Consider the following 12,087-nt stretch of genomic DNA (forward strand, 5'->3'; position numbering starts at 1 on the left):
GTGTATGCAGAACCTGAAGCGGAAGTGCTCCATCGTGCCGATTCTGTCACAGCCACCGCACATTTGTATACAGAGCGCCGCCGAGCCTTCGGACTGTCTTTCGGGATTCTGCCCCGACCCGGCAGTCGTCCAAGTGCAGTGCCGCACAAGGCTCGCCTGGAAGGCCGTCTTGAAATCCGAGAGCTGCCGCCACACATCGGGTATTGTCCTCAATCACTACAGAACTACTAGGAAATAGGGACTACGGTCCCGAAACAATTGGGGGAAGCTTCATGTCCACTCCGTTCTCGCGCCGCACAGCGCTGCGCGCTGCGGCTGGTCTGCTGGCAGTCGGGGTCGTATCGACACTCGGTGGTTGTGTAGGTGGCTCCGCGGCACCGTCCACGGACACCTCAGCGGCCACGACCACGCTGCATCTCGTCGGCTTCGCCGTGCCGAAGGAGGCGAACAACGCCATCCAGAAGAAGTTCGCCGAGACGCCTGAGGGTAAGGGCGTGGTCTGGGAGGAGTCGTACGGTGCCTCCGGCGACCAGAGCCGCGCGGTGGTCAACGGGCTCGAGGCCGACTACGTGAACTTCTCGCTCGAGGGAGACGTCACCCGGCTCGTCAAGGCCGGACTGGTGGCCGAGGACTGGAACGCCGGCCCGACCAAGGGCATCGTGTCGGACTCGGTGGTGGTCATCGTGGTGCCCAAGGGCAATCCCCAGGGCATCAAGGGCTGGGACGATCTGACCAAGGACGGGGTCAAGATCATCACCCCGAATCCGGCATCGTCGGGTGCGGCCCGCTGGAACATCCTGGCCGCCTACCAGCAGGTGATCGCCGATGGCGGCAGCGAGGCTGACGCGAAGGCGTACCTGACCAAGTTCTTCAATCACGTGGCCGCGCTGCCAGGCAGCGGCCGGGACGCCACCAACGCCTTCTTGCAGGGCGCCGGTAACGTGCTGATCTCGTACGAGAACGAGGCGATCCTGGCGCGTCAGTCGGGGGAGGACTTCGACTACATCGTGCCCGACGCCACCTTGAAGATCGAGAATCCGGGCGCGGTGCTCAAGGACGCCGATCCGAAGGCAAAGGCCTACCTTGACTTCGTGCTGACCACGGCCGGTCAGGAGGAATACGTCAAGAAGGGCTTCCGGTCGGTGCTCGCCGACACCCCGGTCGGCACCGTCGAGGGTGCCAACGATCCGGCGCAGCCGTTCCCGGTGCCGGCGAAGCTCTTCACCATCGCGGAGCTGGGCGGTTGGGACGCGGTCAATGCCAAGTTCTTCGACGAGGAGTCCGGCATCGTGCCGCAGATCCAGAAGGACACAGGCAAGCAGCAATGACCGCGACGGCCCTCACCCGGCTGGTCGACCGGCCGGAGGCGACCCCTCCGCCGGTCGGCCGGCGCCGTCGCCGACGGACATCGACCTCGCTGACCCCACTGGCGGGAGTCGGCCTCGGCGTGACGATGCTGTGGTTCAGCCTGCTGGTGCTGATTCCGTTGCTGGCGATCCTGGTGCAGGCATCCGAAGGTGGCTGGCCGGCGTACTGGAACGCGCTGACCAGCCCGCAGACCGTGGCCGCGTTGCGGCTGACCGTCGGCGAGTCGCTGCTGGTCACCCTGGTAAACATCGTGATGGGGACGGCGATCGCCTGGGTGCTGGTCCGCGACCGGTTCTGGGGACAGCGGATCCTCGAGGTGGTGATCGACATCCCGTTCGCCCTGCCGACCATCGTCGCTGGGCTGGTGCTGCTCAGCCTGTACGGCCCGTCCAGCCCGCTGGGTGTCGACTGGGCGAACACTCGGGTCGCCGTCTTCCTGGCCTTCCTGTTCGTCACGTTGCCGTTCGTGGTCCGCACCGTGCAGCCGGTGCTGCTCGAGCTGGAACCGGACGTCGAGGAAGCGGCTGCCTCGCTGGGTGCTTCGCGGCTGACGGCCTTCCGGACCGTGATCCTGCCGGCGCTGGCACCGGCGATCACCTCGGGCGCGGCACTCAGCTTTGCCCGGGGGATCAGTGAGTACGGCTCCCTGGTGTTGCTCTCCGGCAATCTGCCGTACGCGACCGAGGTCGCCTCGGTCCGCATCCTGTCCTACGTCGAAGGCGACAAGCTCACCGAGGCTGCGGCGGTGGCCTCGATCCTGTTGGTGGTGGCTCTCGTGGTCATCGTCGCGTTGGACATCATCTCTCGGCGGGTGGCCCGACATGGCTGACACTGCGATCCCCGACACCGCCTCGTCGGTCCCAGCGCCGGGAGCGGCGCCAACGGGCCGCGGCAAGGTGGTCACCGTCCGGGCCCGGTCTCCATGGCGGTGGGTGCTGCGCGTGCTGGTGATCGGCTATCTGTTCTTCCTGGTGGTCTGGCCCGTGGCGCTGGTAGCCAAGCAGACCTTTTCGCGCGGAATCGAGCCCGTGCTGGCGGCTTTGCGACAGCCCGATGTCGTCTTCGCCTTTCAGCTGACCTTGTCGATCGCGTTCTGGGCGGTGCTGATCAACACCGTCTTCGGGATCGTGATCTCCCTGCTGCTGACCCGCTACACCTTCCCGGGCCGCCGGGCGCTGTCCGCGCTCATCGATCTGCCGTTGTCTGTCTCGCCGATCGTCGTCGGCCTGGCTCTGCTGCTCGTCTACAGCGGGCGTACGGGCTGGCTTGGTCAGACGCTCGAGTCGGCCGGGCTGCAGATCATCTATGCGCCGCCGGGGATGATCCTCGCCACCGCGTTCGTCAGCCTGCCGTTGATGATCCGCGAACTGGTCCCGGTGCTGACCGAGATCGGCACCGATGCGGAGCAGGCGGCGCGCAGTCTCGGCGCCTCGCCGCTGCAGTCGTTCCTGCAGATCACCGTGCCGGCCATCAAATGGGCCTTGCTCTACGGCGTGGTGCTCAGCCTGGCTCGCTCGCTGGGCGAGTTCGGCGCGGTCAAGATCGTCTCCGGCGGCGTCGCGATGCGTACCCAGTCGGCCACGTTGCTCGTCGAGCAGCGCTACCAGCAGTTCGGCCCCGACAACACCATCACCGCGTACACGGCGGCCTTCATCCTGGCCCTGATCGCGGTGCTTGCGCTGGTCGTCGTCACCAGCTTGCGTCCCAGGGAGGACCACTGATGAGCATCAAGATCCACGGTGTCGGCAAGCGCTTCGGCGACTTCGTCGCGCTGGACGACATCAATCTGGAGATACCCTCCGGTGAGCTGACCGCGCTGCTCGGGCCCAGCGGTGGGGGAAAGTCGACCCTGTTGCGGATCATCGCCGGACTGGAGCTGTCCGACACCGGCTCGGTCGAGATCGAGGGGAAGGACGCGACCGCGCTGCCGGCTCAGAAACGCAACGTCGGCTTCGTGTTCCAGCACTATGCCGCGTTCCGGCATATGACGGTGGCGCAGAACGTCGGCTACGGCCTCAAGATCCGGAAGCGGCCCAAACGGGAGATCGCGGCGAAGGTCGAGGAACTGCTGGCCCTGGTGCATCTGTCGCAGTTCGCCGACCGGCTGCCCTCGCAACTGTCCGGTGGTCAGCGGCAGCGGATGGCGCTGGCTCGGGCGCTGGCCATCGAGCCCTCGGTGCTGTTGCTCGACGAGCCGTTCGGCGCCCTGGATGCCAAGGTGCGCAAGGAACTGCGGGCCTGGCTGCGGCGACTGCACGACGAGGTCCACGTCACCACGGTGTTCGTCACCCACGACCAGGAGGAGGCGCTCGAGGTCGCCGACCAGATCGTGGTGATCAACAACGGGCGGATCGAGCAGATCGGCACCCCCGATCAGCTCTACGACGTGCCGGCCTCGGAGTTCGTGATGGGCTTCCTCGGGCCGGTGACGGTGCTCGACGGCAGCCTTGTTCGGCCGCACGACATCGAGGTGGTCACGGTGCCGTTCCCAGGTGCGTACGCCGGGCGGATCGCGCGGTCCAGCCGAGTCGGCTTCGAGGTCCGGCTCGAGGTCGCGCTCACCGAGGCGGGGCGGGACGGCGCTGCCCAATCTGCTCCGGTGCTGGTCACGCTGACCCGCGCCGAGGCTGCGGCCAAGCAACTCGACGAGGGTCTTCCGGTCTGGGTCAAGCCGATCGCCGAGGCAGCGAGCTGCGCGGGATAGATTGCGCTGCTCACCGGCGCCATAAGGCCGCTCGTTCGTCGCGATCTGGAACGACGGAGAGACGTGTCGTTCCAGATCGCTCCTGCACTCCCGGCCGCGCCGGCTGCGCTGCGCGGGATAGATTGCGCTGCTCACCGGCGCCATAAGGCCGCTCGTTCGTCGCGATCTGGAACGACGGAGAGACGTGTCGTTCCAGATCGCTCCTGCACTCCCGGCCGCGCCGGCTGCGCTGCGCGGGCTCGCCGGGGCTCCCGATGCCTCGTGTCAGGGGGTGTGGTCGGGGTGGCTGTAGTAGCCGCACAGCTCCCGCTCCTCCTCTGGCGACAGATGCTCCTCCGGTGGCACGTTCGGAGCGTGCTTGACGGACTCCTTCGTGTAGGGCACGGTCACCCGCTTGCCCTCGATCTCGGCGTCCGTCAGCAGCACGTAGGTCTCTTTGGTCCCGAACAGGCCGGTCGATACCGTCATCCAATCCGGTACGCCTGAGATGTCATCGGCGTACACCCGTCGGACCCTGCCGATTCGCTCACCCTGCGAGCTGTACACCTCGTGATCGAACAGTTGATCAACCTGCTCACGGTTCAGCATCGTTCCTCCTCCGGTCTCGTCACACGCCCCCGGTGGGTGGTTGATCTATCGACGATACCCAACAGCTTTTGTCGCGTAAAGGCCGTTCGGCGGATGATTGTGGCTCGAGACCGGCCGATGCGCGACGACGAAGCCGGTCAGCTACCCTTCCCGAAAAGACTTTGTTTCTGATCGCGTACTTTCGTGTGAGGCGGATGTATGACCGAGATCGTTCGCTGTGTCATTCACCCCGGAATCGGGATCGCGCGAGTCGGCAACGCGCCGACGGAGTACTACGTCGGCCCCGAGGCACCCGGTCAGGTGCCTGCTCCGACCGGCGGGTTCAAGGACGCCGCCGGACGGATCAAGCGACAGGCGGCCCGGTTCCGGGTCTACGGCCTCGACAAAGACGGTGCTGTGGTGCGCGAGGTCACCGCCGACGTCGGCGAGGTGGCCTGGCGGGTGCATCTGGCCAACCGCAAGGCGGCCTGGTATCAGTTTCTCAACGCGATGGACCTGGGCTCGAAGTACGCGCTCGTGGCGCCTCGACGCAACGCAGGCATCACCGGAGCGGCCAGGAAGAAGCTGATCATCGATCCCGGCTCGCGGTCGATCACCGGGCGCAGCATCAAGGGCACCGCGTACCGGTTCGACTCAGGTCAGTTCATGGGCACGAAGGTGCGGCTCGGCGAGGTGCGGACCGACAACCTGGGCAGGCTGTTGGTGCTCGGCGGCTTCGGCGCCTCGGCGTCGTACCTCGACCAGCCGGCGACCACGTTCGCCAACAATGACGGCTGGCACGACGACACCTCCGACGGGACCGTGCGCGCCACTGTGAAGATCGGGACCAAGACGTTCGAGGCCGAGCCGGCTGTGGTCGTGGTCACTCCGCCCAACTACGGCCAAGGGCTTTACGGCGTGGTGACGATGTACGACGTCGTCTACGACCTCTTCTGCCGGACGCCGGCCTTCGGGTTCAAGCCGCCGGCCAAGCCGTCGTTCTGGCGACACATCTACCCGATGCTCGAACGCCTGGTCGGCAGTGGTTGGGTGAATGGCGGCGCCGACATGCTGTTCGGGCCCGGTAGCCCCAGTCATCTGACAACGCCCGACCTGCTGGCCAAGCTGGCCGACCCAGGGTCAGCCTCAAAGGCGCTACGGACGGCGTACGCAGGGTGGTTCCGCGACCCGGCCGGAGCCTGGGGCAAACAGCAGCCGGTCAAGCTGCCGCCGTTCTACGGCGATGCCTTCGGCAACTACCGCAACCTCGGGGCCGACGACCTCGCGGTGACGCCGACTCAATACGGCTGGCTCAAACGCTGGGCGGCCGGCGACTTCGACCCCGATCCCGCGAGTCGTACCCGTCCAGCGACGTTGGCCGGCTATCCGGTGGCCAACCAGCCGCGAGCGCTCGACGAGGCGAACCTGGAGAGCTGCCTGGGTGGTCCGTTCCACCCGGGAATCGAGCTGACCTGGCCGCTGCGAGTCGCCTCGATGTGGAACGCCCCCTTTCGGCTGAAGCTGCTGGCCGAGGGCAAGGAGCCCACCATGGACTACGGCGTCACCCTGACACCCGCGGAGGCCCTCGGCGCCGCCGGCGTCGTCTCCTCGACCGCGCCGGGGACCCTCACCTGGTGGCTCGGGGTGCCCTGGCAGACCGACGAGGCGAGCTGCCTGGCGGGCTACGAGATCGGCACTTATCTGCCGCTGCCGTCGTTCTGGGCGGCGCGGGTCCCCAACCAGGTGCTCAGCGAGCGCTCGTACGAGCGCGCCCTGGACACCGGTCTGCCCACGACTCAGCGGCTCAAACACCTGTTCCGGCGGCTCGACTGGCTGCGCTTCTTCGGACCCGCCAACTCCAAGCGGCTCAACGACAACATCGCTCGGTGGCACCAACTCGGCATCGTCGCGCCGCGGCCCGGGCCCGCGGATCTGGCCGCTGAAGGCATCCCGGACACCCTGTGGGTGGAGACGGCTCTCGACCCAGGCCTCACCGCTGCCGACGCGACCTGGGAGCAGGTCAAGCTGGCCGAACGCATCCTCGGTCTGCCGGCCGGTGATGTCCCTGCGGTAGACACCGCTCTCGCCACCGACCAGGTCTCCGCCGAAGGGGCGCTCGAGGCGGTGGAGCTGGCTGAGCAGAGACTGGTCGATGAGCGAGACGCGACGCCGCCCGACGTTCAGCGGCTTCTCCTCGGTCGCGGCGAGTTGTAGGACCTGCGATCAGCGATCCCGCACCCGACGGCGTCGTCGTAGTCGGTGGCGGACCGGCCGGCGTGGCTACCGCGATCACCCTGGTCGGACTCGGCGTACGCACCGTCCTGCTCGAAGCGGCGCCCGGACCGCGCTGGAAGCCTGGCGAGAGCCTGCCGCCGAGCATCAACCCCATCCTGACCAGGTTGGGTCTGAACGCGGCGGTGCGCCGGGCGGCGCTGCCGTCGTACGGGGTCAGCTCCCGCTGGGGCTCGCCGGAGCTGATCGAACGCGACTTCCTCTTCGGGGTCGGCGGCGTCGGCTGGCGGATCGACCGTCTCGCGTTTGAATCGGAACTTGCCAACGCGGCCCGGCAGACCGGCGTCGAATGGCACTGGGGCACTCGTGTGGCGGACTGCGTCCGGGTGGGTTCACACGGCTGGGCGCTGCACGCCAGCACCGCCGGGGGCCTACGTCGCTGGACGGCCCGGGTGGTCGTCGACGCTTCCGGGCGGGCAGCGCGAGTGGCCCGATTGCTGGGAGCACGCAGGCTCCGTTACGACCGGTTGCTGGGCTCGCTCAGCTATCTTCCGAGTCCTCCGGCCCAGACCCTCCCAGCCCAGACCGTCTCAGCCCGGTCCTTGCCGGCCGCGGATCCGGGGTCGGCCACGGTGGTCGAGGCTGTTCCTGGCGGCTGGTGGTATTCGTTGGGGCTGCCGAGCCGGCAGCTGGTCGTGGCGTTCTTGACCGACGCCGATCTGCTTGCCGAGACGCTGCGTCGTCCCTGGCGGTTCGCAGAGCTGCCGCTGGCCTACGCTCCGACGACCTCGGAGCGGCTCCGCGCCACCGGCTGTCCGCAGCCGTGGCCGGCACCGCGCATCCGACCGGCCTACGTCGGTCGATTGGGGTCGGTGGCCGGTCCGGACTGGCTGGCCGTCGGTGAGGCTGCCGTGTGCTTCGACCCGCTGTCCTCGTACGGTGTGGAGGCCGCGCTGGGCGCCGGCTTCTACGCCGGTGCCGCGATCAGTGAGCAGCTCGGCGGACGGCCGGACGCCTTGTCGGGGTACGCGGAACTGATCGACCACACCTTCGCGCAGTATCTGATTGCCTGCCACGACCGCTATGCCACAGAGCGTCGGTGGCCTGATTCGACCTTTTGGCGTCGACGTCACCGGCTCGGCGCTATGGCGCTTCCGTAGCTCGATCAACGACCCAGCGGACGAGGCCGAGGATCAGCGCCCGATGGGTCTCGCTCTCGTAGGAGCGTTCATCGTGACCGAGCAGATCCACCGCTACGCGTGATCGGCCGACCCTGCGCAGCCAGACCGCGGGGTGTGTCGTGCCGTCGACGGTGTGCGTGCCCACGACCTCGGACGGTCCGAGTTGCTGGAGGTGGCAGTAGCGCTCATCGAAGACCTCGACGCTGCCACTGGAGGCAAGCCCCGAGTCCGAGAACCGGGGGTCGTCGATCGTGACGGTGATCTCAGCGGCCGGTGGGTGCCCGGAGATGCCGGGCAGCCAGATGGCCCCGATGGTCGGGGCCCATTCCGGATAGCCGCGCATCGTGGCTGGTGCAGTGTGCATGGCCAGGATTCCGATGCCGCGCTGCACGGCATGGCGGAATCCGGCGAGCGCTTCGGCGGGTACGGGCCCCGGAGGCCCGCTGCGCCAGGGGTCGCCGGCGTTCACCACCAGCAGTGACACACCGTCGAGCCGGGTCATCGCCTGATCGAGATCGTCCTCGATCGTCACGGTGAAGCCTCCCGCGGCCAGCAGCCCCGAGAGGAGGGCGCTCGTTCTCGCGAACGGATGCCACGGGTCGCGGTAACGGCCGGAGCCACTCGCGATGACGGCCTGCAGTCGGTTCACCCCCACATCCTCGCAACCGGCGTCGTTCTTTCTAGACTCCCGGTCGTGACTACCTCAGCAACCGGCAGCCGACCATGGTCGGTGGTCTTCGCCCCCGACAGTTTCAAGGGCAGCATTCCCGCGGACGAGGTGGCGCGTGTGCTCGCCGCCGGCTGGGGGAGTGTCCGAGCCGGTGACGGCCTGATCCTCAAGCCGATGGCGGACGGAGGCGAGGGCACGCTGAACGCGTTCGAGGCAGCGGTTCCCGGAGCCTGTTGGATGCCAGTCACCGTGCCGGGGCCGGCCGGGGTCGATATCGAGTCGAGCTGGCTGTTGCTTCCGCCGACCGAGGACGCGCCTGACGGCACCGGGGTGGTGGAACTCGCCAGCACGTCGGGGATCGAACTGCTCGGATCCGATCGCCGACCGTGGACAGCGCATACCCGCGGATTCGGGCGGGCGATCGTCGCTGCGCTCGATCATGGCGTGTCGCGGCTGGTCCTCGGCATCGGCTCCAGTGCGTCGACCGATGGGGGAATCGGCATGCTGACTGAGCTGGGGGCACGGTTCACCGGGGCCGGTGGCGCGCCGGTGCCGGACGGCGCCGAGGGTATGTCGGGTGTGCTGGCGGCAGATCTGTCCGGGCTCCGCTCACTTCCCGAGGCCGGTGTGGTGGTCCTCTGTGATGTCACGAACCCGCTCACCGGCCCTGTCGGGGCGGCCCCGGTGTTCGGTCCGCAGAAGGGACTGACCGCCGACGACATCGTCGAGGTTGACGCGGCACTCGTACGCTTGGCGCGGCTGCTTCCCGCCAACCCCAGCGATACCGGGGCGGGGGCGGCCGGCGGCGCCGGCTTCGCGCTTCTGGCCTGGGGTGCGCCACTCGTACCTGGAGCCGTAGCGGTCGGCGACCTGATCGGCCTGCCGGCGGCTATCCGCGATGCCGATCTGGTGATCACGGGCGAGGGCAGCTTTGACGGGCAGTCGGCGGCCGGCAAGGCTCCGGATCTCGTCACCCGGATCGCAGCGGCGGCGAACGTTCGGGTGGGTCTGGTGGCCGGTCGGATCGACCGTACCGCCGAACTCGGCCGATTTGCCGCGACGATGTCGCTGACCGAGTTGGCTGGCTCGGCGACAGCCGCCATGAGTTCGCCCCAGACCTGGCTGCACGAGGCCGGCCGAGCGCTGGCAAGCACGCTCGGCCGGCAGGCATGACCTTCCATCGGGCCGTCGGACCCGACGGTGGTCAGCTGGTGACGTTGTGCATTCCGCCCGGCAGGTTGTCGAAGAAGCTGGACGGGATCTCGTCCTCGGGGAGCTTGACCGCGAGAACCGGGATGGGGGCGTTGAGCAGCAGGGTCTGGCTCATGCTGCCCAGGATGGCCTTGCCGACCGGCGTGCGACGTTTGACGCCGATCACCAGGCGGGTGGCCCCGCGGGCGGCGATCTCGTCGAGGATGACGTCGGCGGGGTCATCCTTGGCCGCGGCCCGGTGGTCGATGACGGTGGCGGCGACGCCGTCAGTGTCGATGCCGGTCAGATCCACGGTGGCGGAGCTGAGGTTGATGGCGACGAGGTCGGTGCCGAGCCGGCGAGCCTCGGCAATGCCTTCGGCTAGTGCGAGGCGACCTTCACGGTCGCCGGTGACGGCAGCGAGGATGGTCATGGGCTGAGCCTCTCGGGAGGTGTGGTCGGAATGACGGGCCGGTTCACTTGCGGTCCCAGAGGAAGCCGGCGAAGGGCAGGCGGCGAGGCAGGGACTGGTAGATCTCACCGGAGGTGAGCTCTTCTTCGAGGGCCTCCAGGGAGCGGCCGCGGGTCTCGGGGACTTCGTGCCAGAGGAAGCCGAGCATGATGACACCGATGACAGCGAACAGGAAGAACGTGTTGGTGCCGAGCGCGCCCAACAGGGTGGGGACGAACAGGGCGAGGACGCCGTTGACGGTCCAGCCGAAGAACACCGAGATGCCGATGGCCAGGCCGCGGATCGACAGCGGGAAGATCTCGGCCAGCCAGACCCAGACGGCTATGTTGAGGAAGGACTGCATCGACAACACGAACAGGGTGACCAAGATCGCGACGACGTACGGCTTGGCCGGGGATTCGTCGGGGATCAGAATGCCGGACAGACCGACCAGGCAGTGGCAGGTCGTCGTGAGGAACAGGCCGATGAAGAAGGTCGTACGGCGGTCGAGCCGGTCCATGTTCCGCAGCGCGATGACGCCGCCGACGACCGCGGCCAGGCCGAACAACGTGGCAGCGGCCAACGCCCTGGACTCGGTGAAGCCGGACTGCTCCAACACCCGCGGGCCGTAATACATGATCGTGTTGATGCCGGTGAGCTGCTGGGTGACCGAGACGCCGATGCCGACGAACAGAATCCGACGCAGCCACCGGTTCGCCAGGACCTCGCCGAAGCCGAGCTTGTCGTTGCCCGCTTCCTTCTCTTCCTCAGCCACCCGTTCGACCTGGGCGAACTCGGCCAGGGCCCGTTCTTCGGAGCGGATGGTCTTGAGGATGACCAGGGCTTCGTAGAGCCGGCCCTTGTCGATCAGCCAGCGCGGGGATTCGGGCATCCGCAGCATGCCGACGAACAAGGCGATGGCGGGCAGGGCGCAGATGGCGAACATGATCCGCCACAGGCCTTCGACGTGGCCGAGGGTGGCGTTGAGGATGGCGTTGACAGTGAAGGCGGCGAACTGGCCGGCGACGATGGCCATCTCGTTGCGGCCGGTGATGGAGCCGCGGATCTCGAACGGTGCCGCTCGGCCAGGTAGACCGGGACGACTGTGGAGGCACCGCCGACAGCGAGGCCGAGGATGGTGCGGCCGACGACCACGACTTCGAAGCCGGGGGCGAAGACGACGAACACGACGCCGACGAAGAACATGATCGACAGCACCAGGATGGTCTTCCGGCGGCCGATGGCGTCGGAGAGTCTGCCGCCGACGAGGGCGCCGACGGCGGCGGCGAAGACTAGCGAGCTGATCACGATGCCGGTTTGGATCAGAGACAGGCCGAGCTCTTCCGACATCGGCCCCTCAGCACCGCTGGAGACGCCGGTGTCGTAGCCGAACAGCAGGCCGCCGAAGCAGGCGACGATGGAGATCAGCCCGATCCGTTTCCGATGCGGGCCGGTGCCCAGCGGTGGGAGGGCGGTCTCGGCAGCAGAGGCGCCGTGGCCGCTCACGCGATCACCCCGACGGGTGATGCCACGCGCGGGTACTCCGGACGAACTCGGACTCCTGGGTGGGGGGAGGTCGACATCGACCATTCCTTTCTCGGCTCCACAGATGTCACCCCTCCGGGTGGTCTGTCTAGAGGGCTCTAGTTGGGTGCGTCACACCGTACGAATCCTGCTGCCTATATGTCAATACATTCGAGCAAACAAGATTCGGATGGGAGGG

At 67.7% G+C, this 12,087-nt stretch carries 10 protein-coding genes and 1 pseudogene; 7 read left to right on the plus strand and 4 right to left on the minus strand.

Annotated features, from left to right (window positions below; all coding sequences use genetic code 11):
* Positions 1-272: 272 nt before the first annotated feature.
* The 4 genes from MLP_RS09860 to MLP_RS09875 are packed head-to-tail and all read left to right on the plus strand — an operon-like array spanning position 273 to position 4,072.
* Complete coding sequence (locus tag MLP_RS09860; protein ID WP_013862925.1) at positions 273-1,328, plus strand: sulfate ABC transporter substrate-binding protein; 1,056 nt, start codon at positions 273-275, stop codon at positions 1,326-1,328.
* Entirely contained in the window at positions 1,325-2,197 is an 873-nt protein-coding gene (gene cysT / locus MLP_RS09865) for a sulfate ABC transporter permease subunit CysT (protein ID WP_013862926.1), read from the plus strand. Before MLP_RS09860 ends, cysT begins: the two co-directional genes overlap by 4 nt.
* On the plus strand, positions 2,190-3,089 hold the full coding sequence (locus MLP_RS09870; protein WP_013862927.1) for a sulfate ABC transporter permease: 900 nt from the start codon (positions 2,190-2,192) through the stop codon (positions 3,087-3,089). Before cysT ends, MLP_RS09870 begins: the two co-directional genes overlap by 8 nt.
* A complete protein-coding gene (locus MLP_RS09875) occupies positions 3,089-4,072 on the plus strand; it encodes a sulfate/molybdate ABC transporter ATP-binding protein (RefSeq protein WP_013862928.1) in 984 nt (327 codons plus the stop codon). Before MLP_RS09870 ends, MLP_RS09875 begins: the two co-directional genes overlap by 1 nt.
* Before the next feature lie 264 nt (positions 4,073-4,336).
* Here MLP_RS09875 and MLP_RS09880 read toward each other — a convergent pair whose 3' ends face one another.
* Complete coding sequence (locus tag MLP_RS09880) at positions 4,337-4,660, minus strand: PRC-barrel domain-containing protein (RefSeq protein WP_013862929.1); 324 nt, start codon at positions 4,658-4,660, stop codon at positions 4,337-4,339.
* A gap of 198 nt (positions 4,661-4,858) precedes the next feature.
* On the opposite strand from MLP_RS09880, the gene MLP_RS09885 reads away from it, so the two are divergent.
* Positions 4,859-6,853: a LodA/GoxA family CTQ-dependent oxidase gene (locus tag MLP_RS09885; RefSeq protein ID WP_013862930.1), complete on the plus strand. Its 1,995-nt coding sequence runs from the start codon at positions 4,859-4,861 to the stop codon at positions 6,851-6,853.
* An 8-nt stretch (positions 6,854-6,861) separates the two neighbouring features.
* On the plus strand, positions 6,862-8,031 hold the full coding sequence (locus tag MLP_RS09890; protein ID WP_156821105.1) for an NAD(P)/FAD-dependent oxidoreductase: 1,170 nt from the start codon (positions 6,862-6,864) through the stop codon (positions 8,029-8,031).
* Here MLP_RS09890 and MLP_RS09895 read toward each other — a convergent pair.
* Positions 8,015-8,701 carry a ThuA domain-containing protein gene (locus MLP_RS09895; RefSeq protein ID WP_049804510.1) on the minus strand — a complete coding sequence of 229 codons (687 nt, stop codon included), beginning with the start codon at positions 8,699-8,701 and terminating at the stop codon, positions 8,015-8,017. The two genes, MLP_RS09890 and MLP_RS09895, sit on opposite strands and share 17 nt — an antisense overlap.
* A gap of 45 nt (positions 8,702-8,746) precedes the next feature.
* Between MLP_RS09895 and MLP_RS09900 the strand changes: the two genes are divergently transcribed.
* On the plus strand, positions 8,747-9,895 hold the full coding sequence (locus MLP_RS09900; protein ID WP_197536535.1) for a glycerate kinase: 1,149 nt from the start codon (positions 8,747-8,749) through the stop codon (positions 9,893-9,895).
* A 31-nt stretch (positions 9,896-9,926) separates the two neighbouring features.
* Here MLP_RS09900 and MLP_RS09905 read toward each other — a convergent pair whose 3' ends face one another.
* Both MLP_RS09905 and MLP_RS09910 read right to left on the minus strand, forming a co-directional pair.
* Positions 9,927-10,346, minus strand: a complete 420-nt coding sequence (locus tag MLP_RS09905; RefSeq protein ID WP_013862934.1) for a universal stress protein — start codon at positions 10,344-10,346, stop codon at positions 9,927-9,929.
* Positions 10,347-10,389: 43 nt separating this feature from the next.
* A pseudogene (locus MLP_RS09910) lies at positions 10,390-11,954 on the minus strand (sugar porter family MFS transporter).
* Between the last annotated feature and the right edge of the window lie 133 nt (positions 11,955-12,087).

This window comes from Microlunatus phosphovorus NM-1, assembly GCF_000270245.1.
Lineage (GTDB): Bacteria > Actinomycetota > Actinomycetes > Propionibacteriales > Propionibacteriaceae > Microlunatus > Microlunatus phosphovorus.